This is a genomic window from Brevibacillus sp. NRRL NRS-603, from assembly GCF_003013445.1.
Classification (GTDB): domain Bacteria; phylum Bacillota; class Bacilli; order Brevibacillales; family Brevibacillaceae; genus Brevibacillus; species Brevibacillus formosus.
Genome location: NZ_PXZN01000027.1, coordinates 1 through 22,038 on the forward strand (window position 1 = coordinate 1; position 22,038 = coordinate 22,038).

Sequence of the window (22,038 nt, forward strand, 5' to 3'; positions counted from 1 at the left end):
AGGCCGAAGCGTAGACTGGAAATTCGCTTCTTCCCCTCCCCAACAGCCACTCAATAAAACAAAATCACAAAAAAAGAGGACAGACCCAATGTCTGTCCTCTCGCATCGCTCCACTTCCTAGATCCACACCCAGAAAATAAAGACGATGATCGCCATCATAATCACAAACAATCCTGCAAAAATACTGATCCGTGCAAACTCATGACCTTTTTGATCCATATGCATCCAGACATACAGCTGGAAGAACGCTTGAACAAAGGCCAGTGCTACGATGAATGGTACGGTAAAACCTGATGGAATTGCTTCATACGCCACTGCAATGAATGCCAGTGCGGTCAATACGAGAGATCCGATGAAAGCAACAATGTGTCTTTTCGGACCATCGTGTTTGACTTTCGGTTTGCGTACCTCTTCATTATGAGCTTGTGCTCCCATAGATTATCCCACCTTTCCACCGATCATACCCATGAGATATACCACGGTAAAGATGAATACCCATACAACGTCGATAAAGTGCCAGTACAGACTTGCCAGGTAGAACTTCGGTGCAGTTACTACCGTCAGGCCCTTTTTCGTTGCAGACAGTTGCAAAAGGATGATCCAGCAAATCCCGAACGCTACGTGAGCTCCGTGGAATCCAACCAATGTATAGAAGGCAGATGAAAATGCACTTGTTGACATTTTCAAGCCTTCATTCACATAGTGTACAAACTCGTAAATCTCCAAAGCAAGGAAGCCGAGACCGAGTATTACTGTGATAGTCAGCCATAGCTGAATCTTCTTGAGGTCTTTTTTGTGCAGAGCCAGTGTAGCCATAACACTTGTCATCGAGCTGGTAAGCAAGAGAAGTGTCGCCACTGCAACGAGATTCATGTCAAACAACGCTTGGGACGTTGGTCCACCATTTGCTTGATCACGAAGAGCGATAAATGTTGCAAACAAGGAACCGAAGAGAACTGTCTCTCCACCGAGGAAGAGCCAGAAGCCAAGAACCTTATTCTTACCTTCAAGGGTGGCTTTTTCCGGTTCGTCAGGCAATACTGCATGTGCATGATGGTTAGCCATTAAGCCTTTACCCCTTTCTCTTCGAGTTCATCTTCATGAATGTGATAACCTGGATCGTCTTTCACTGAACGGGTGAACATGCAGGCCAGTGTAGCGAGTATTCCAATGACTACAACCACATAGTTGTGGTAGATAAAACCATAGCCTGCCACGAACAATCCGAGAGACATCAGGAATGGCAAGAACGATGGCGATGGCATGTGAATGTCGCCAATAGGCTCCGCAGGCGTCATGCCTTTGTTACCAGCCATTTTCTCAACCCACAACGCATCCAAACCGCGAACGAGAGGCGTTTGAACGAAGTTGTACTCCGGCGGCGGCGAAGGAATCGCCCATTCGAGTGAACGTCCATCCCATGGATCTGCAGGAGCGCGTTTGGAGCTTTTCGCTGCAACGAATACGTTGATTACGAATAGGATGGTACCGATCGTCATACCAAATGCACCAATCGTACTGATAAAGTTCCCCATATCCAGGTTCTGATCTTTGAGGTATGTAAAGACGCGACGCGGCATCCCCATCAGCCCCAGGAAGTGTTGCGGGAAGAAGGTAAGGTGGAAACCAATGAAGAACGTCCAGAAGTTCCATTTACCAATGGTTTCGTTCAGCATTTTACCGAACATTTTCGGCCACCAGTAGTAAAGACCGGAGAAGAGACCGAATACGAGACCCCCTACGATTACGTAGTGGAAGTGAGCAACTACAAAATAACTGTCATGGTATTGGTAGTCAGCCGGCGGAACCGCAAGCATAACCCCTGTCATACCACCGATTGTAAACGTTGGGATAAATCCTACTGCAAACAGGTTTGCGGTAGGGAAGCGGATTTGACCGCCCCACATGGTCAACAGCCAGTTAAAGATTTTGATACCTGTAGGAACAGCAATCAACATGGTTGCAAGTCCAAACAGCGTGTTGGCAATTGCGCCCAAACCTGTTGTGAACATGTGGTGAGCCCACACCATGAAGCCCAAGAAACCGATCAGCGCAGTTGCAAATACCATGGAGCTGTAACCGAACAGGCGCTTTCTTGAGAATGTAGAAACTACTTCAGAAATGATACCGAATGCCGGGAGAATCAAAATGTATACTTCGGGGTGACCGAAGATCCAGAACAAGTGCTCCCAGATAACAACGTTACCACCTGCGTCAGGGTTGAAAAAGTTTCCGCCGAACAAGCGGTCAAACATCAACAGAACCAAACCAACCGTAATCGCAGGGAATGCGAAGAGGATCAAACCGGATGTAATAAAGGACGCCCAGGTGAACATTGGCATACGCATGAATGTCATACCTGGAGCACGCATGTTGATGATGGTAACCAGGAAGTTAATACCACCAATCAGCGTTCCGAGACCGGCAATTTGCAAACCAAGTACGTAGAAGTCTACGCCTCTTCCACTGTATTGATTCAAAGCCAAAGTTGTATACGATGTCCAACCAGCATCAGGTGCGCCACCCAAGAACCAGCTAGTGTTCAGTAGCACTCCCCCGAAGAAAAATAGCCAGAATCCGAGTGCGTTAACAAACGGGAATGCTACGTCGCGTGCACCGATTTGAAGGGGAACAATCGCGTTCATCAAAGCAAAAATGATCGGCATAACCGCCAAGAAAATCATCGTGGTGCCGTGCATCGTAATTAATTCGTTAAAAGTCTTGGCACCAACGAATTCAATCTCTGGGTACATCAACTGCAAACGAATCAGCAGGGCTTCCAAACCACCGGCCAAGAAGAAAATTCCACCAGCAATCAGATAAAGGATCGCAATCTTCTTATGGTCCACTGTCGTAAGATAATCCCACAGCCCCGAACGATTTGGTGCATGAGAAGCATGTGCAGACACGGGTTTACCTCCTTTTTAAGCGTCACTGCCTATGACGATTGTCAATGCAATAAGTTTTATGAGGTTTTACTTTACTTTTTCTCGCTTACGCTCAATGTCTCCATGTACTCTACAAGCGCTTTCACTTGGTTGTCATCGAGGTTGAGGTTAGGCATTTTGTTGCCCGGCTTGATTTTTTGCGGATCTTTCAGCCAATCTGCAATGTTTTTAGGCGTATGAGCTTTGATACCTGCTACGCGTTCGCGATCTGCAAAGTTAGTCAGGTTTGGCCCCATCTTACCGCCTTTTCCTGCCACAGCGTGACATCCCAAACAGCTCTTATCGAAGATTTGTTGACCTTCTGCAGCCAGTGGAGAAGTTGCCGTTACAGGTTCTTTTGCCTGAACGCCCTTCATGCGAGCTACCCAAGTGTCAAAATCTGCTTGTTCCATTACTTCTACCTTGAAGTCCATCAAGGCATGGGACGCTCCACAGAGCTCCGCACATTTACCGTAGTAAATGCCTGCTTTGTCTGCTTGCAGCCACATTTTGTTTTCTTGCCCTGGGTTCGTATCGATTTTGCCGCCCAATGCAGGAATCCAGAATGCGTGCTTAACATCAGACGCTGATAATACGAATTGGACCTTTTTACCAACTGGCAATACCAAGTCTTGTGCAGTTGCTACTCCAAGATCAGGATACTCGAATTCCCACCAGAATTGGTGAGCGGTAACCTTTACTTGAACTGCTTCCTCTTTTGGGTACTCCTTGTGCAGTGCAAAACCGGTAGTAACAGTCGGAATCGCCATGATGATAAGGAGTAAGAAAGGAATTACCGTCCAAAGAATTTCAAGTGCATGATTTCCTTCGACCTGCTTAGGAATGCCTTGCTGTCCGGGACGCTTACGATAACGGATAAGGACGTACGTAAAGATCGCCATTACGACAATGAAGACGCCGATCATGATAGCGGAGGACAGCTTCATCAGGTCAAACTGCATAGCAGCTACCGGACCAGAGGGCTTGAGCGCTGAGAGCTCATCTTTGCCACACCCGGTTAACACTAGCGCCAGCAGAGCAAACAGGGAAAACTGACGCCAATACTGTTGCCAACCCTTCATACCAATGAACCCCTCTTTCTTCGTGTTGGTAACGTTCTAGCCACGCCTACAACTAGAAGTTTTCGTACTTTTCTATCTGCTTGAAGAAATCGCATACAATACCATTCACAACTATAATACCCAAACGTGAAAAGTATTAGCAGTCATTCCAGAAACAAACAGGAAAGTAAGGGGCAGTGTTGCACACTTCTACCCAAGCGTGGTAACCATTTAAGTATACATAAATTTTCCTTAATACAAAGGCTATTTGTTATGATTTTGTTAACAAATTTATGAACAATTTTGTGAACATTGTAGTTAAATACTGTCAAACCATCCATTTAAAAGGAGAATTTCATGCAAAAAAGACCAATTGCACTAGTCACTGGTACCTCAAGTGGCTTTGGTAAGCACGCATCAGTCGCTTTAGTCAAGGCTGGTTTTCAGGTAATTGCTGCTATGCGTGATCTAGCAAAAAGAGACCCTCTTGACAAATTGGCAAGCTTGCTTATAGATCCTGACCATCTGGAAATCATTTCCCTCGATGTTACGAATCCGGAACAAATTCAGGATGCGATCACCTCCATTATTGCAAAGCATGGGCGCATTGATCTGTTGGTGAACAATGCCGGCTACGCGTTGGGCGGCTTTGCCGAGGAAGTCACTTCGGAGGAATGGCGCAAGCAGTTTGATGTAAATGTGTTCGGACTGATCGACGTCACTCGGGCAGTCTTGCCTTATATGCGGCAGCAACAAGCTGGACGAATTATTAACGTAAGCAGCATCAGTGGGCGATTTGGTTTCCCTGGTCTATCACCGTATGCTGCATCCAAGCATGCAGTCGAGGGCTTCAGTGAGTCGCTTCGCCTCGAAATGCTACCCTTTCAGGTCCAAGTCGTCCTTGTTGAGCCCGGCTCCTTTCGTACAGCAATCTGGGAGAAAGGAATGCAAGACCAACAGCTTAATGAAAACTCTCCTTACGCCTCCCAAATGAAGAAACTGATGCGTCACGTAGAAGCGATCATAGAAAAGGCACCTGCCCCTGACGCAGTCATCTCGACAATTGTCCATGCAGCCACCACTCCCAAGCCGCGATTCCGCTACCCGGTTGGCCGAGGAGTGGGACTTACGATCGCCGCAAAAAATTGGCTTCCGTGGTCATGGATTGAGCGAATCGTGACAAAGCGATCGTAATGATTTATCCATAAACAAAACACACCCCGTGGAGTGTGTTTGCAGTTAACAACTATACACTTTCCGTTCGTCCTGTGCGTATCAGCCAAACATGCTGGATATATTCTGCTACGCCAAAAAATATCGCAACAAAACCGGCCCCGATTGCAGCAATTTGAGCCGTCGGCAAAAACACAATGCTTCCATAAACGATCAAAAAGCTGATAATCAAGTCAAACATGGTCGTAAGCCAAAGACTCCCTGATACAAGGATCGCCCTATCCAAAAAATATCCGGCGACTGCCAAGACAAATCCGACTCCGACAGACTGATATAGATTAGCGAAATTCACTTCTGGAAAGAGAGCATCTGCCAAAACGACCAATAACGGACTAACGAGCAGCTTCATCAAAAGACCGTCCACGTCTATTTACTCTCCTTTACTGGGGGTGTACTCAGTATGCCCCTCGTTTACTTCAGCCATGTCATGACGCCCTCGTATACCGGCTTGTAAACCATTTCCATCCAATAAATAGGATTAGGGACAACGCCTTTTTCGGCTCCTGCGTACAAGCCAACACTGATGAAAAGCAACCCGAGAAAGACAGCAATCTCTTTGCGCTGCCGCTTTCGAATCAATCTGGGCAGCTCGTACGCACAAACCATTATAGATACAGCGATGACGGCAAATGTCGACATACAAACTCCCCCTGCCCCTGTTACACAATCACTTTTCTTCAAAGGCATTATTGATGGTTCCTAAACGTCTGATTTTCACATCGGCGATCACATGTACTGGCAGCTTGGTAAACTCCTTTTCCCAATTGCTCCCTATCTTCTTCCATACTTTCGGGTATTTTCGGTGGATCGCTTCTCCGAATCCATATATGTCTACGCCATGTTTCTTGGCATTCGAAATTGCTTTTGTCGCCAATGCTTCCAGTGATGTTTCTGCCTCTTTTTCCAGCTCCTTGATCGTTCCCTTCTCTGTCAGATCGAGCTTGCATTGCACTTCGCCAATATCATTTTCCAAACCGATGTGAACGATGACTTCAGGCGCGCCATTTTTCATGGTAGCCTCGATTTTCGCGTTAGCGTGCATGACTTCCAACGTCAAGAGTCCTCCCCCCTTGCAAGGCATACTTCCGACCGTGCTTTTTACTTTGCCTGTAATGTAACTATAGGCTTTGCTGTCCGCTTCACTCAGCCAGTTGATCAACTTGTCTCCCCGGAAAGCAGCCAATGTTGTATATTGAAGCAGCACGGGCGAATCTATTTGCTCGACATTTTTTCGTTGGTCCCCCTCACTTGCAGGTCCTGTTAGTCGCACGCCTGTCAAAACCGCTTGTTTCCCTTTGCTGGTAAAGTCAGTAATCAATTGATCCATCGTAACTGCTGCGGTAGGCGCCCATACTTTGGAGGATGTCTCCAAAGAAGCAAACATTTCTGTAGAAGGAATTTGCTCAAGCGGTGTGATCACTCTCAGGATGTTGCGTGCCGTTGTTCCTCTAGCGATGGCAATATAAAAGTCAGTCCGAAACTCATGGTCACGCGAGACAAAATCGACGACAGGAGCGATCCCCTCTCTCGCAACCGCCTCACCAAATATGAGCATTCGCGTATGCGCCATATAAATTTTCCGAGGAGAAATCGTGGTCATTTTCCTCACAGCCTCCAAAATCGTCGGCGCGTTCATCGTAAAGAGAGTAACAGGCGAACGTCCTGGCTTCCCCTTGTTGGCCGCGACCTCTGCAGGGTCTACTACTTGAACCGATACTTGATAGCCTCCTTGCACTTTATCAATACCGATCCCGACCGCAATCGCCAAATCGTTCAGTTCTTTTCGATCCCAACAACCAGCTAGGATAACAACAAGTACGATGCAGAGAAGAACTTTTATCCCTTTCACTGGTGCCCACTCCTTTACATGCTGTGGAAAGCCTCTTACTTCTGCGGCGGCAATGGCTTTATCCCTTTAGATTGGCGGCGCAAATTGTTTTTGGTGATCGATTCAGGGCGTTTGTCCAAGGCCCAGCGAGGCAAGCGAAAGATCGTGTCTCTTTGCTCGTTCAAGGAAAACGGAGCAAACGATTCCATATACGGTACGCCAAACGAGCGTAAACTGCATAAATGCAGCACTAACGCAAGGATCCCTACAATAATTCCGTATATGCCAAAAGAAGCAGCCAGAACCATCAGTGGAAAGCGAAGAATCCTCACGGTAATCGACATGTTGCTCGCTGGGAAAATAAAGCTGGAGATTGCGGTAATCGAGACCACAATAACCATCGCTGCCGAAACAATCCCCGCCTCCACCGCTGCTTGTCCGATGACCAGTGTTCCCACGATAGAAATGGCTTGACCTACTGCACGTGGCATCCGAATTCCAGCCTCTCGCAATATCTCAAAAGCCACTTCCATCATGATCGCCTCAATAAAGGCTGGAAAGGGCACTCCTTCTCGCTGTGCTGCCAAGCTGATTAAAAGCTGTGTCGGGAGCATCTCTTGGTGGAAGGTCGTAATGGCGATATAGAGAGAGGGAGCGAGCAACGCTATAAAAAAACAAGCGAATCGCAGCATGCGAATCAACGTACTAAAATCAAAGCGCTGATAGTAGTCCTCCGCTGAATGGAAAAACTCAACAAAAAGTGAGGGCACGGTCAAAACAAAAGGAGTCCCATCTACAAGAATCGCTACGCGCCCCTCTAATAGATTTGCGGCGACCACATCCGGGCGCTCCGAGTTAGAGATGGTGGGGAAAGGTGTGTAGGCTTCGTCCTGGATCAGCTCCTCAATCATTCCGCTTTCCAAGATGCCATCGATGCTGATTCGATCCAGTCTGTTACGTACTTCTTCTACAACACCTTCTTCTACAATCCCTTTTATATAAACAATCGCGACTTCTGTCTTGGTTTCCTCGCCGATTCTGCTGATTTCCATCCTTAGCTTTTCACTGGAAATCCGTCTACGCAGCAGCGTAATATTCGTGCGAAGTGTCTCCGTGAAGCTTTCCCGTGGACCACGAATAACGGTTTGCGATGACGGCTCGGTGACTCCTCTATCCTTCCACTCCTGCAAACCGACATGAATTGCTTGCGAGCAGCCATCCACGAGAATGATCACACAGCCAGACAGCAATGCTGTAAACAATGTGGGAAAATCGTATAAATCCCCCATATCCCCTACGGTCAGGACGGATTCTTTTAAAAAGGGAACGAACTCGTCTTCGCGTATCCCTTCCCATTCCTTCAAGCGTATTTTATATAAGAGACTATCGATTAATACGGCTTGCACCATATACGAATCAACCATGCCATCCGCATACAAGACAGCTGCCCGAACAGGCTCTAGGGTATTTAGGACTACCTCTCGAATCACAATGTCATTGCTGTAACCGAGCGATTCTTTAATATAGTGAACGTTGTCGTCTAAGCTGCAACCAATCTGAGTCATTCGGATTGCTCCTCACATCGGCAATATGAACACAGTTTCTCCGATTGCCCCCATTGCTAAACAAAACGGTCATGATCGTTTTCACAAAAAAAGACCTCGCACTCTTCGTAAGAGGACAAGGTCTTTGGTATAAGTTCTACACTATGGAGCAGGTGTTTGTGCATCACCTGGCACTGCTGCATCGTCAAAGGAAGGGTCGTGCCATTCTACTTTGTGTTTATCCTGAAGCGTATTTAACCAGGTACCGTAATTCTGACTGCGATTTTGGTCGGTCAGCATCATCTTGATCTGATCTTTGACTTTATCAAACTCAGGTGTCGGTGACCCCAGCTGTGCTTTATTTGTATCGTAGTAGGTTTTGATTTGCTCCTCGGTAACCGGGAATGCTTTATCCAACAACTTATCCCGTGTCATGAGCACGTTCAACTTATCCCGTAGCTGGGCCTCGGTCATTCCCATACTCTTCAAGTAGTTTTGGAATGCCTCAGGTGAACCTACCTGTTGTTTCATCGAATCAATCTCTTTATTCATATCTTCTTGCGTCACCGCGACGTTTTGCGTCTTGGCTTCCTGCTTGATTAACGTTTCCGCAACGAGTTCATGTATCGTTTGTTTTCCGTACGTTTTCTTCATTTCACCGTAAAGCTGATTTTGCGTAATGGAGGTATCGCCAGCCGTTACCAATACAGGGTCATTGCCTTTTGCCCACGATTGATAAAAACCTAAAACAGCTAACCCCGTTAATAATATGGCAACCGAAAGCATGGAAAGATCAAACTTCTTCACTTGGATATCCTCTCTTTCTATAATCTGCCCTCCAAGTATAGAAAGAAGTTATGGTAGAAAAATGGAAAGCGTATTACACAACTTTTCCACATTCTAAACATATTATGCACTACATAAAAAATCGGGTAAAAAAAGAGGAGAGAACGGAGGCGATGACAGGACCTAAAACTGCCCAAACCTGTAAAAATCGTTCTTGCTTCCTGTCTTTTTCTACTTCCATAGACTGAGCGAGTGCTTCCTTGTCCCGATTTTCGTTAGACAGTAATTGCAAGATAATATCTTTGTCTTTTTCCGTCTTCTCTGCTTTCGTTTCTAACTCAGTCTGTAGCTTGTTCAAAACTTGCAGTACATCATAACGCACATCCTCCATGCGTCCCAATCGATGTTCAATTCGTTCCAACCACTTCGTGACGACTATCATTTGTCCCTCAAGCTGATCAATTCGTTCGTCGAATTTGTCTAATTTCATATAGATACGTTGTATATGCTGATCTATATCTTTCTGATTTTCATACGGTCCCGCTGTCATAGATTCCACCTCCCCCGTCCGTCCCTTATACTCCTTGTTTATGTAGCGGAGAGGAGCATTGCTTGTACGGTTATCCTACTTTGTTCAGTCTCGTGTAAAAAAAGGCGGCAAACAAATGTATTTCCAAATCCTGAATTCAGCTAAAATAGATGGAAGACTATCTAGCATTTCTCTCAAATAAACGGGGACATGACCGTTTATTCATAAAGGAGGATACCATGACAACCTTGTTGGAGGTAAAAGGGGTAACGGGTGGGTACTCTTACAACCACGCTGTAATCAAAGACGTCTCCTTTCACATACGCGAAAAAGAAATTGTGGCGCTAATCGGGCTGAATGGAGCAGGCAAAAGCACGACAATCAAGCATATTTTAGGACTCTTGGAACCAATCGCAGGCGAAATCAGCATTGCGGGGAAGACCTTTCAATCAGATCCCGAAAACTATCGTTTGTCTTACGGGTATATCCCTGAGTCTCCCATTTATTACGAAGAGCTTACGCTGTGGGAGCATATCGAGTTAATGGCCATGAGCCACGGGCTGGACCAGGAAGTTTTTCATGAACGGGCACATCCTCTCTTAAAAGAATTCCGCATGGAGGAAATGAAGGACCGATTTCCCCAGAAGTTTTCCAAAGGGATGCGCCAAAAGCTCATGATCATGATGGCGTTGCTCGTACAACCTCCTCTGTACATCGTGGATGAACCGATCCTGGGTCTGGACCCTCTGGGGATTCGCTCTCTTCTCACGTGGTTGAACCGTTGCAAGGAGCAAGGGGCTGGCATTTTGATGTCCACGCATATTTTGGCGACCGCCGAGAAGCATTGTGACCGATTCATCATTTTGCACAAAGGTGAGATTAGAGCCCAAGGAACGCTTGAGGAGCTTCGGCATAAGACAGGGCTCCCAGATAGCTCCTTGGACGACATATACTTGCATATCGTAGAGGATGACGGCCAGTGAAAATAGACGTAGATCAATTATTTCGCAAACGGTTCCATGCCTTTTCGGTAGAATTCATTCGGTATGCCCAGTACATGGCGAATGGCGGTTTGGCGTTCGTTGGAATTTTTTTGATGGGGTTGCTCGCCTTCTACTACCGCAGCATCATCGCGATGATTCCACCCTGGTTCCCTTTGCCGTATGCCATGGCCCTCGTGATTGCTTTTGTCGTGGTGAGAAGCCCCCTGCGCACGTTTTTGCTGGAAGCGGATTTGCTTTTTTTGACTCCGCATGAAGTAAGACTGGATCGCTATTTCCGCAAGGCGCTCGTTTACAATTTTGCCATTCAGAGCATGGTGGTGTTTATCGTCCTGCTCCTGCTCATGCCTATGTATACAGGGGTCGTAGGCGCTCAAGGCGTGCAGCTGTGGGTTTATTGGGGCATTCCCCTGCTCTTGAAGGGCTGGAATATTTACAGCAATTGGACGTTCTTGCGTTTGCCAGATCAGAAGAAGTTCGGATTCTATACACTCGCTCGATTTGTCTTTTCTTACATCCTCCTCGCTTGGGTATTAAGTGAAGGACAATTCTTACGCGTAGGCCCTATTCCATTTGGTGTTCTGATCTGTGCTGCGCTCTTGATCTGGCTCCATTCGCGAATGCTGACCTATAAGAAAAAACATTTCCTGCAATGGTATCGCCTGCTGGCCATCGAGAGTGGCTTGCGTCACCGGTTTTATCAGTTAGTGAACAACTTCAGGGATGTCCCTGCCATGCAGCACCAGGTGAAGTCACGCTCGTGGCTCATTGCCCTGACGAAGCTGCTGCCTTACCGTCAATCAACAGCAGGACAACATTTGTTTACCAAAAAATTCATTCGCTCTGGTGACTTTGCGGGCATTTATTTCAGAATCCTCCTGCTGTCAGGCTTCGTCGTTTTCATATTGCCCGGTCCCTATGCAAAAATCATTGCAGGCCTGCTCTTTCTCTTCATGACAGCCAGCCAGATCGGCAGCCTCTGGCGCCACCAGCAAAAGCGCAACGGGTATTCGATCTTTCCGATTCGGGATGGTCAGTTGAAACAGGCTTTTAGCTGGCTGCGTATGGTGCTATTGGGCGTGCACGGTGTAGTTCTAGTGCTTATTGGAATTTTGTAGTGTAAGCTTGCCGTTACATAAAAAGTCGCGTGGAAGAAGCGCATTTCCAGTCCAAGCGCCTCTGGAGCCCGACCCAGCTCTGGAATAAATAGCGGGGAATTTAAGCTTCACTTATGGAATACCTCATTGAAACTTCTACGTTTGAAGCGCTCCCGCTATTTATTCCGGAGCGGACAGTCTTCACCCCTTGCGGGGCGGAGGCCGAAGCGTAGACTGGAAATGCGCTTCTTCCCTCCACTACAGCTACAAAAAAACAGCTCTTCTTGGCAACATCCTGCCAGTAGAAGAGCTGTTTTTTAATTATTGATAAAGTAATTCATCTACAGTCGGAACATATCCACCTTGCTGCGCAGCTCCTGAATACTGTCTGTCACCTGCTCCGTTTCAGATACGAACTGATCAACGTTTCCACTGACCTCATGCATCGTAGCTGATACTTCTTCGGTGGCTGCTGCTGTTTGTTCCGAGATGGCAGTAACCGTCAACACGGATTCATTCACCTTGTTCTGACCTTGCTTCATCGTCTCTACACTTGCCATAACATTCGCAAGCGAAGTCTTCAAGGTATGCGTCATGTCAGACAGTGCCGTAATACCTTGCGTGACGGAATCCAAGCGCTCTGTACCCGCATTGTAGCGATCCAGCGTCGCATTTGTCTTTTCCGTAGCTTGTCTTACCTGATCTTGAATGTCTTTGATGCTCTCCTGAATGACGTGGGTTGCCGCACCCGTCTGTTCAGCCAGCTTGCGAACTTCTCCCGCTACCACTGCGAAGCCTCTGCCCGCTTCGCCAGCACGCGCACTCTCGATGGCTGCATTCAACGCCAACAGATTGGTTTGTCCGGCGATTTGCTGAATCGTTTCAATCACGTCGTTAATTCGGCTGGATTTTTCTTCGAGAATCGCCATTGTATTTTGCACTTCATGAAATTGTTTGTTCGTCTCTGTTCCATCTGCCAAAAACTCTTGCAATACTTTGTAGCTGCTCTCTCCGATATCAGACACGCGATTGGATACTGCATCCATCTCGTCAATCGCTGTATTCAATTCGGACAGCTCGCTCAAGAATTCTTGAACCGTCTGCACCGTCATCTCCATCGCAGTTGCAGTCTGCTCATTCCCTTGCGCAATCTCTTGGCTGGTGACCACAATATTTTTGTTTTGCTCGCGGACAGAATTGGCACCTTCCCGAATGGAATTCGCCATGCTGTCGATACGCTCCGTTGTCTCTTTTACTCCGCCAATGATTTGACGAAGCTGTGCCGTCATCTTACCAAAAGCAACGACAATTCGGCCAATCTCGTCTTTTTTGTTGGAAACAGAAATCTCTGTCGACGTGAGATCACCGGAAGCAATACGCATAGACGCCTCTTGTACAACTTGCAGTGGACGCAGCATCTTTTTGATCAAGAAGAACACAGCAACCAAAGCAATAATCGTTAAGACGATCATAGAGATAATGATGCGTGGCATGGTTTCATCCAAAACCTGATCATTAATCAGCTCCACTTTGTCTGCCGCGGTATCTACACCCAGCACAGCAATCACTTGACCAGATGAATCTTCAATCGGTGCGAATGCACTCAGGTAGTCCCCGTACACAGGGTCTTTCACAATTGGCGTACTGTTCGATCCGCCTGCCAGAACAGGAACAATATCAGCCATGCCGGTAGAAGTCGTCTCTTGACCGATTGCAGACGCCCCCTCTGCTCCTTTCTCCGTTCCATCCACCATAATCTTTACCTTTTCACCGTCTGTATGAAGAATATAAACATAAAGGGCACCTGTTTTTTGGGTGTACTCAAGCAACAAATTTCGGATCGACCAGTAGTCGTCAGATTCTTGTGGCTGAGATATAAATTTCGCTATCTTCTCTGAATCAAGCCCTTGGGAGATATGCAATGCTGTGTTTATGCTTGAGCGAGAGAGTGTCTTTTCAACAGTGGTTACGCTGTTTTCGTAAATCATGATAATATTGATTGCCATCATGACGGCAATGATCACCGCTACAAGAGCAACGACCCGTGTTGCCAAGCTCTTACTCATCCTGTTTCACTTCTCCTTCGCCGGTTACAATATGTGAATAAAAAAAGCACCCAAAAAGGGTGCTTTTCCTAAACACTCCCTACCAGTCTTATCGACAATCGGTAGTGATTTAATTAGGACTTTTGTTGGGCAATCATGAGGAATCGATGGGTAGGTATATCGATGTACCCGACCGCTTCGATTTTCTGATGCAGATCGAGCAAGGCATCGGCATACTTTTCTAAAGTAAAGTCGCGAATCTGCCATTCGATAGCCTTTAGGTAGTAAACAATAGCACCTATGTCGTAGAAACGGGAAAAGCTCATTTCCTCTCTTTGCTCCACAATCGTAAGACCGGCTTCCTCCAGTTCGTTCACTGCATAGGCCAAATTCCAGTGCAAGTAATCTGGCGGAATGGGAGCGCCCAGCAATCGGTTCAGGTCGAGATTGTCTTGGCCACCTACTTGCTGAGTAACAAATATGCCCCCTGGCTTCAACAGACGCTTCATTTCAGAAGGCAAATAAGCTTCATGGCGATTGATAATCAAGTCGAGTGATTGATCCTCAAATGGCAATATTTCTTCCCCATCTACCGGAAACACACGAACACCCAAGGGCTCCAGATTGGCTTTTGCCACCGCCACATTCGGCTCATAGCCTTCTGTCGCATACGTCTGCGGAGGGAACGGCGCAAGCTTAGAAAACAGTTCTCCACCACCTGTTCCCATTTCCAGCATAGAGTGAATCCCTTGCATGTTCTTTTTCACGATATTTACGTAGTTCCAGCCAAGTGGTGCATCCTGCATCCTGCCTGTCGCAGTCAATCTGGCAAAATCCCACCCAGCGAATGGTGCCTCCACTTCCTCCTGAAAGCTTTTGATCCAATCCTTATTTTCCATTTCTGTTCTCCTCTCGTTTATACCAGTCTGTTCACTTCCAAGGCAGACGAGGCAGGAGGAGCCCGTCCTACCCAATATACTTCTCCGACTTAAGGCGGAGGGAAAATACTGCCCCGGTACGTTTGGTCCTCAGCCGTTTCTCTATATCATTAGTATCGAACAGGTAAACAGGAGGAACTGAACATGGCTGATTTTGAAGTGCTTGCCGGGATTCACCAAGGATTGTTTCTGGTCCTTCTCATCGTCATGCTGGTCCCGACAATTATGGCAAACCAGCTCGTTTTCCGTCCGACGAAACGGGCTTTTATAAACAGTGCTCGCATCACTTTATGTTTTTCATGGTCGGCCCTTTTTGTATTTGCGGGGCATTTGGTGATGACGTGGGTTTTGTTTGAATCCTTTGGCTGGCTTTACATAAAGGATAAACTGCTAGGCTTTTTGCCTTTTATTTTTGTTCCATTGCTCTGCTGCCTGCTCTCTACTTTTCCACGACTGTGGGAGTTGGCCGGGAAAGGGGGCAGAGAGTCAAGGCAGTCAGAAGTAGATACGGATTACACCAGAATTTTGTTACAAGAGAAAAATCTTACACCTGTAAAAGTAAACTCCCCGGACCTAGACGACACGTTAGATCCAGAGTGGCGAGGAGACGCATCTTGCCCCGAATTGATCGTTCCGCTGCAAGCTACCGTCTTGGGCTGTCTGATTGCACTCTTCCTTCAAATCTTTTTTCCTGCTGTTACGTTGGAACCGTCCATCTTGTTTCTCGCTTGGGGTGTATTATTAGCCGGGGTCTCCCTGCTTTGGATTCAGCAATCGTGGCAGCATCAATACCACTCCACTGCGGAAAACTGGGCAAAGCCGCGCCGTCTGCTCCACTTTATCCGTTTTGCTGCGTTTGTCCTGATGACTGCTTTACTTGCGGCGATTTGGGGAAATCAAGCGATGATAGCGAGCCGCCTTCCCGATCATCCATCTTTGGGAGGTCAGAATCAGGACGATCACGCTCTCCCCGATTTCGTTTTCCCTGTAAAGGCAAGTGCCCATTCGATGCCTTCCACAGGGAAATCTAGAAGTATCGATGTATCAACAAAACCAAAACAAGGAAGCCCTGATCGAGTGTTCTCGCTGAACGCACAGAAAACAACCATCCGTCTAGCATCAGGCAAAACCGTAGAAGCATGGACCTTGAATGGAAAATATCCCGGACCTGAGCTCCGTATGAAGCAAGGTGAGCTCGTCGAAATCACTCTTCTGAACAAGGATATATCGGAAGGAATAGACATCCACTGGCATGGCATGCAGACTCCCGCTAGCGATGATCGCATTACCAAAGGAGAAACATCTGTTTTTCGTTTTCACGCAGAACAAACAGGAACGTATTGGTATCATTCTCATCAGCAAATTCCTGAGCAGGCAGTGAACGGGTTATTCGGTGCCCTTGTGATCGAGGCAGCCGATACTACGACTACAGACGTACCCATCCGCGACATCGCCATGATTCATCACAATGACGAAAAAGCAGGCGCGACGTTAAACGGCTCAGATACGCGAAAAATCGAAACAGTTGCTCCTGGCACAACGGTTCGCCTTCGCTTTATAAACGCCGAAAATGCTCCTGTTGCCTATTTGCTGCAAGGAACTCCTTTTCAGGTAGTAGCGATTGACGGAACCGAGGTAAACGAACCGAATTTGATTGCCAATCAAGCCTTGCAGCCGGGGGCAGGCGGTCGATACGACATTCAGTTTACAATGCCGAATCGTCCCGTGCTATTTGCTCCAGCTGCAAACCAGCATGACAAAGGGCTGCTTTTAAGTCCAGACGGGTCCACAGATTCTGTGCCCTCCTTAAACGCAGAGCTTTCCGTCTTTGACCCTGCACGTTACGGCAGTCCGACTGCCCTTCCTTTTGATCTCTCTTCCCAGTTTGATCGGGAATATCAACTGCTCATTGATGGTCAGTACGGGTTTTATAACGGTAAATTCGAGCGGTTGTCGACTGTAAATGGCGACTGGCTTCCTGATACACGGATGATGCTTGAAGAAGGCGATCTCATAAAGCTGACCTTCGTCAACCGCAGCTTTCAGGATCAATCGCTGTATTTGCACGGCCATCACATGCTCATCTTGAGCCGGGACGGCAAAAAAGTTACAGGAAGTCCATGGTGGACCGACACTCTCCAGGTAGCGCCAGGTGAAACCTATGAAGTTGCTTTCCGCGCGAATAATCCTGGTGTATCAATGGAAGAGACCCTTCCTAAGGATGAAACTGCTTTTGGTATAGCCATTCCACTCGTGTATGAAGAGCATCTCTAAAAAGAAAACAGCCGTCCATAGCGATTTTTTCGCCAGACTGCTGTTTTCTTTTTTATCTATTACTGAGACTTTTTCCGGTTCTTGGCCGCCAATAGTCTGTTTAGCGTTTCGTCAGGCTGTGCTTGCTTCTCTTTCTGCTCTTTTGCCTGCTCGTTCTTGATTGCTGCTGGCTTCACCTGGTTTCCAGCCGTCCCTATCGGATGAATGAGGGGAGCAGATACGACTTTCTGGTCATCTGTCCGCTCTTCGCGTGTCCGTCTTGTCACCGAGCGCTTCTCGCCGAGGCGAGACAATACTGCCTGTTGTTCAGAATCGGCGGACGTGGACTTGCGCAATCTCCACAGACTCGATAGCCTTACCCACCATTGATCCGGCAACTGGAGACGGCGAACGGCGATATCGATCGGCAGCAGCAAAGCAGCCAACATCAGTAACCACTCATTGATTGACTGTGTGTCCCATTTATCAGGAAGAGTGCCGCCAAAAGCTTCTTCCGGTTTGGTGATCTGATTCCCTCCACCGGCACTTAGCCACTCTTGAAGTTCTTTCTCACCATCGGCATGTATTCCGTATTCGGGTGAATAAGAAACGGTCAATCCTGTCGTTTGGCTCGCCGTGACTCGGCCTTGATTTTTTTGTGAGATCTGAATCATGTAAGTGCCCGGATCAGCCGTCTCGAATTCACCCTCCATGACGCCTGGCGCAACCGGCTTAAGCTTGATGACCTCTCTCTTCATCTCTTGATTGAGAACGACTGCCTCCATCTCTTGAGGCATGCTTCTACCAGCTGGCATCGTAACCTTGACATTGCCTTTTGCGCCGTTCACGCTCGTAGTCGTCTTCCAAGCGCCTTCTGTAATTTGTGGGAAAGTCCATGCCACGATTTCGTTCCACAGACGGCTGTTTCCTCCCCAAGCCACCCAGTCCGGTGACCACTTCCCTTCCAGATCACTCGTCCACGCGACAGAACGCCCCAGACCGTACTGCCAACGGGTTAGAATCGGATCATCGTCAGCACTCATCAAGGAGGATTCAGCTGTTTGCTTCGGAGTCGTTGCTATATACGCACGCACCGGAGGCAAAGTCTGCTTCAGCGCAGGCCAAGCTCCCGCCCCTGTATAGCCTGGTACTTGGGGCTTCTCCACAATAAACGTGCGACTGGCTAACGCTGTTTCTTTACTGAAGATTTTCGGGATAGATTCGGCATCGTTTGCAAAGTAATATCTGCCTTTTCCTAACTCGGCAATCATCTCCAGCAGCGACCTATCCGAATCATCCCCCAGCGCCACTGTTGAAACGGTAATATTTTCAGCCGTCATTTGCTGTAGCAAGCCCTCGTAATCGTCGTCGAGTGCAGACTGCCCATCTGTGAGCAAAATAACGTGCTTGCGCTGTGTGTTCATCGCCTTTACACGTTCGTAGCCCAGCTGTAAGGCAGGGAAAATATCGGTTCCGCCATCCGCTTGGATTCTGCTGATCTGCTGCTGGATTTCATCCAGCTTCGTAACAGATTGTGGAGCTACGACATCCCATGGCGTGTCGTCAAATGCGATCACCCCTATGGAGTCCTGTGCATTCATCATAGTTGTCGCTCGAATCGCGGCTTCCCTAGCCAGTGCCATCTTATCCGCACCTCTGGCATCGGAGCTCATACTGCCCGACTTGTCAATAACCAGCTGCAGTCCGAGCGAAGGGAGCTGTTCCTTCCCTTTTAAATCCATGTGAACAGGTAATGCCTCTTCGATTGGTGTCTGAAACCAGCCACCCATACCGAAGCTATCTTTACCGCCTGTCATGATCAAACCAATGCCCAAATCACGTACAGCAGTCCGCATGCGTTCCATATCCGCATCAGTCATGCTGGTTGCGGGCACATCTGCCAGTACAATGGAGGCAAATTGCTTGTAGCCCTCAAGCTCCTTTGGCAGCAGTGCGAGATCGCGCAGCTCTACCTTGATATTGCCTGCTTCCAGCGCTTGAATGAGGTTGCTGGCGGCACCTGGATGCCCTTCGGCTACGAGGACAACTGGCGCCCCGGCTACCTGCGTGTAGGCTGTAGCTTGATTGTTCGCCGCTACGGTATCTTGCCGCGGCTCGATTTCCACGCGATAACGATGGAAACCCTGCTGCATGGCTTTTTGGGAAAAAACGAAGCGGTTGTTTCCCTTGCCGATCTGTACCGTTTGCTGGCCAGCCTCGCGATTGCCTTCATACAGGCGAAGAGTAGCCTCGGTCGCGATCGTACTCTCCACATCAACGCTGATACCGTATTCCTCGCCCGCGTACAGCCTTTGCGGCACCTGTACAGATGTAAGAACGACCTCATCCCCGTTTGGCTGCTGCAAGGACACAGCCTCTACAGCGATTCCTCGCTCCCTCGCCAGTCTCGTCTGCCGTGCCGCATCTCCGTTTGTTTCCAGACCATCTGTCAGCAAAACGACTTTTCCTCTGGCATTGGTAGGGATCATGGCAGACGCCAATCGGATTCCTTCTGCCAAGTTGGTTGCATTCCGGTTGACTTCCACGCCCAAGGGCTGTACCTCTTGGCGTATCGTCAACGGTTGATCGACCGCCGCCTCCGCACCTACTGCAATGACAGCGTACTTATCCGCTGCCTGCTTTTGACCGATCGCCTCTCGCAAAAAGGAGAGAACTCGCGGATCGTCCTTCATGGAAGCGGATCTATCTGCAACAAACACAATCGTTTTCGCCTGTATAGGTGTCAGCAGCTGTGTCCCTGCCAACGCCAAAACCAGAAGGAGGAACAAGAGCGAGCGAATCGTAGCAATCGTCACCTTTCTGCCGATTGGCATTTGCTTTTGATGTCGCCACCAGCTGATGATGACGTACGCAACAGGAAGCAATAGCAACAGGAATAGTGGCTGTATAAAGTTAATACCCACGCTGATACACCCTCCATTCCACCAATAACACCAAGAGAGCAAACGCCGCCAACCAATAGGTCAACTCCTTGGTTCCCAGTGCTCCTGTTGTGTCAGTCGCTGTCGCTTCCTCACTCTCCTTTTGCTCTTCGGCATTCTTCCGGGCAACACTCAAAGACTTTGGTGTAATATTCGATTCTTCCTCGTTCATTTGGACAGTAAAATACGTACTTTTTGTGCCTGTATCTACCCCTTCGTCAAGGCGATACAATCCGGTCAGCTCTGGCAGCTGCATCGTTTTGGACGTGGCGTCCTCTGTAAGAGCCTGCTGGTGTCCATTCGGATACGTCAAGGTACGTGTTGTCGCTCCCGGTGAGAGTGGGATGGTCAAGACCTCTCCCGGATGTGCCGTGGGGATTGGGGCTGTTTGACCAGGTGATAGCCAGTTGACGACATTTTGCATGAAAATCGGAAAAGCAGGACGCAACGGAAAGTCCGATGCATGCAAATCAAATCCAATGATGACCATTCGTCGACCGTCTATAATCCCGGCTCTGACCAGATCGACATCGCCTGCGCGTACCAATGGCTTCATACCAGGCATCTCGTCCAATACGTATCCTTTGGCGACGTGCACATCCCGCCAATCTACGTGCTTGAGCAGCGGGTCATCAGGGGAAACTGGCCTTGGCTGTTGATCCAGTTCTTTTTCTCCAGCGAGCGGCAACCACTTTGTTTTCTTGTTCGGAGCAATCAATAAAATGTTCCCTTTTGGCAGCTCGTCTGGCACGACTCCGTCAAAAACCCACAGGTCACGCGCAGCCGCCGCTGCATCCGGTGCCTGCTGAATCGTTTCCACCTCGAGACTTCCTACTGTCTGCAATACTTGATGGAGGAAGCGATTGCCCTCTGGCGAATACAACGCTGCTTTTCCTTTCCCTGTAGCGAATGGAACACTCCACATGACATTATCCTGGGAAAGTCCGTCCTGCTCCGGTTCGATGACTGCGCGATAGACGCGAGACACCGCCAGCTTCTGAAACGAAAATGTCTGGGAGCTGCCTGCCCCCACCGCAAAAGAATCGGTATCCAGCAGATTGTCTTGCTCATCAAAAATCGTGACTTTTCCTTTCGAGGGCATACTGCCATGATTGTCCACCCGTAGCAGTCCCTCTACCCCTTTTTCCGTAGGCTGGGTCACAAAAACACCGATTGACGTATTCTCGCGGGTGCTCCCCATCTGCATGAACTGAAAGCTTCCAGAAAAGGCAGGGACTGAGCCACCATCCAGCTTGCGTTCCCCGCTTCCGTCCCCCATCCAAACCACTCCACTGCCTGGTTCATTCTCTGCAATGGCTCCTGCCAAAGACAAGGCTGCGATTTGATCGGATGTCCCGGAAAAAGGCGCAAGCTTTTCGATGGCTTGCAAGAGCGGCTCTTTGTCTGCACTTTTGGAAACCAAAACATTCGGCTCACGCCCTGCCTCAATGAGGGTCATCGTCTGTCCGCTTCCCAGCTTCTCTATAAGTGCTTTTGCCTGTGAAATTGCTCGTTCCAGCCGCGTTTCGTTCCCTTCCTTCGCCATCATGCTCCCTGATGTATCCACGACCAAAATCGTATGGTCGGATGTGATTCCCTCAGTGGGCACAGCCGGCCGTATCAAAGCCAGCACGAGCAAGCAAGCAACGAGCAATTGCAGCAGCAACAACAGGTTGCGCCGCAGCCTTTCCCACGGTTTCACCGCTTCCCAGTTTTGCATCGTGCGCTGCCACAGGAGCGTACTTGGTATGACACGATCCTCTACTTTTCGCTTGAGCAGGTAGAGGACGATGATGGCCGGGATAATCAGCGCAAACCACAAGTTTCCCAAACCCATCCACTGCATGTTGTCTC

General features: G+C 48.3%; 18 protein-coding genes. 4 read left to right on the forward strand and 14 right to left on the reverse strand.

What is annotated here, in order from left to right; all coding sequences use genetic code 11:
- Positions 1 to 117: 117 nt before the first annotated feature.
- The 4 genes from C7R94_RS20825 to coxB form a co-directional block, all read right to left on the reverse strand.
- A complete protein-coding gene (locus C7R94_RS20825) occupies positions 118 to 435 on the reverse strand; it encodes a cytochrome C oxidase subunit IV family protein (RefSeq protein ID WP_047073332.1) in 318 nt (105 codons plus the stop codon).
- 3 nt (positions 436 to 438) lie between these two features.
- Positions 439 to 1,065: a cytochrome c oxidase subunit 3 gene (locus C7R94_RS20830; protein WP_047073333.1), complete on the reverse strand. Its 627-nt coding sequence runs from the start codon at positions 1,063 to 1,065 to the stop codon at positions 439 to 441.
- Positions 1,065 to 2,909, reverse strand: a complete 1,845-nt coding sequence (gene ctaD / locus C7R94_RS20835) for a cytochrome c oxidase subunit I (protein ID WP_047073335.1) — start codon at positions 2,907 to 2,909, stop codon at positions 1,065 to 1,067. The genes C7R94_RS20830 and ctaD overlap by 1 nt, the downstream gene beginning before the upstream one ends.
- Before the next feature lie 71 nt (positions 2,910 to 2,980).
- Positions 2,981 to 4,009: a cytochrome c oxidase subunit II gene (gene coxB, locus C7R94_RS20840; protein ID WP_106784287.1), complete on the reverse strand. Its 1,029-nt coding sequence runs from the start codon at positions 4,007 to 4,009 to the stop codon at positions 2,981 to 2,983.
- Positions 4,010 to 4,345: 336 nt separating this feature from the next.
- On the opposite strand from coxB, the gene C7R94_RS20845 reads away from it, so the two are divergent.
- Positions 4,346 to 5,182: an oxidoreductase gene (locus C7R94_RS20845; RefSeq protein WP_106784289.1), complete on the forward strand. Its 837-nt coding sequence runs from the start codon at positions 4,346 to 4,348 to the stop codon at positions 5,180 to 5,182.
- A gap of 52 nt (positions 5,183 to 5,234) precedes the next feature.
- Here the strand turns inward: C7R94_RS20845 and C7R94_RS20850 are convergent, their stop codons facing one another.
- From C7R94_RS20850 to C7R94_RS20875, 6 genes are all read right to left on the reverse strand, one after another.
- Positions 5,235 to 5,585, reverse strand: a complete 351-nt coding sequence (locus C7R94_RS20850) for a DUF2512 family protein (RefSeq protein ID WP_106784292.1) — start codon at positions 5,583 to 5,585, stop codon at positions 5,235 to 5,237.
- A 47-nt stretch (positions 5,586 to 5,632) separates the two neighbouring features.
- On the reverse strand, positions 5,633 to 5,860 hold the full coding sequence (locus C7R94_RS20855; RefSeq protein ID WP_106784294.1) for a hypothetical protein: 228 nt from the start codon (positions 5,858 to 5,860) through the stop codon (positions 5,633 to 5,635).
- Between the two features lie 28 nt (positions 5,861 to 5,888).
- Complete coding sequence (locus tag C7R94_RS20860; protein WP_106784297.1) at positions 5,889 to 7,070, reverse strand: Ger(x)C family spore germination protein; 1,182 nt, start codon at positions 7,068 to 7,070, stop codon at positions 5,889 to 5,891.
- Between the two features lie 35 nt (positions 7,071 to 7,105).
- Positions 7,106 to 8,614 carry a spore germination protein gene (locus C7R94_RS20865; protein WP_106784300.1) on the reverse strand — a complete coding sequence of 503 codons (1,509 nt, stop codon included), beginning with the start codon at positions 8,612 to 8,614 and terminating at the stop codon, positions 7,106 to 7,108.
- Positions 8,615 to 8,755: 141 nt separating this feature from the next.
- Positions 8,756 to 9,400 (reverse strand): SurA N-terminal domain-containing protein, encoded by a 645-nt coding sequence (locus C7R94_RS20870; RefSeq protein ID WP_106784302.1) that lies wholly within the window; start codon positions 9,398 to 9,400, stop codon positions 8,756 to 8,758.
- Positions 9,401 to 9,509: 109 nt separating this feature from the next.
- The gene (locus tag C7R94_RS20875; RefSeq protein ID WP_047073346.1) at positions 9,510 to 9,929 is read right to left on the reverse strand and encodes a hypothetical protein; all 420 of its coding nucleotides are present in this window, start codon (positions 9,927 to 9,929) and stop codon (positions 9,510 to 9,512) included.
- Positions 9,930 to 10,147: 218 nt separating this feature from the next.
- Here C7R94_RS20875 and C7R94_RS20880 point away from each other — a divergent pair, with 218 nt between their 5' ends.
- Positions 10,148 to 10,891, forward strand: coding sequence for an ABC transporter ATP-binding protein (locus tag C7R94_RS20880; protein ID WP_106784304.1), 744 nt, complete (start codon positions 10,148 to 10,150; stop codon positions 10,889 to 10,891).
- Positions 10,888 to 12,027, forward strand: a complete 1,140-nt coding sequence (locus tag C7R94_RS20885; RefSeq protein WP_106784306.1) for an ABC transporter permease — start codon at positions 10,888 to 10,890, stop codon at positions 12,025 to 12,027. The genes C7R94_RS20880 and C7R94_RS20885 overlap by 4 nt, the downstream gene beginning before the upstream one ends.
- A 320-nt stretch (positions 12,028 to 12,347) precedes the next feature.
- Here C7R94_RS20885 and C7R94_RS20895 read toward each other — a convergent pair whose 3' ends face one another.
- Entirely contained in the window at positions 12,348 to 14,072 is a 1,725-nt protein-coding gene (locus C7R94_RS20895; protein ID WP_106784309.1) for a methyl-accepting chemotaxis protein, read from the reverse strand.
- Positions 14,073 to 14,185: 113 nt separating this feature from the next.
- On the reverse strand, positions 14,186 to 14,950 hold the full coding sequence (locus tag C7R94_RS20900) for a class I SAM-dependent methyltransferase (RefSeq protein ID WP_106784311.1): 765 nt from the start codon (positions 14,948 to 14,950) through the stop codon (positions 14,186 to 14,188).
- A gap of 183 nt (positions 14,951 to 15,133) precedes the next feature.
- Here C7R94_RS20900 and C7R94_RS20905 point away from each other — a divergent pair, with 183 nt between their 5' ends.
- The gene (locus C7R94_RS20905; RefSeq protein WP_106784313.1) at positions 15,134 to 17,263 is read left to right on the forward strand and encodes a multicopper oxidase family protein; all 2,130 of its coding nucleotides are present in this window, start codon (positions 15,134 to 15,136) and stop codon (positions 17,261 to 17,263) included.
- Between the two features lie 59 nt (positions 17,264 to 17,322).
- On the opposite strand, the gene C7R94_RS20910 is transcribed toward C7R94_RS20905, so the two are convergent.
- Together C7R94_RS20910 and C7R94_RS20915 are read right to left on the reverse strand one after the other, a co-directional pair.
- A complete protein-coding gene (locus tag C7R94_RS20910) occupies positions 17,323 to 20,166 on the reverse strand; it encodes a VWA domain-containing protein (RefSeq protein WP_106784316.1) in 2,844 nt (947 codons plus the stop codon).
- The gene (locus tag C7R94_RS20915) at positions 20,156 to 22,030 is read right to left on the reverse strand and encodes a vWA domain-containing protein (RefSeq protein WP_106784318.1); all 1,875 of its coding nucleotides are present in this window, start codon (positions 22,028 to 22,030) and stop codon (positions 20,156 to 20,158) included. The genes C7R94_RS20910 and C7R94_RS20915 overlap by 11 nt, the downstream gene beginning before the upstream one ends.
- Between the last annotated feature and the right edge of the window lie 8 nt (positions 22,031 to 22,038).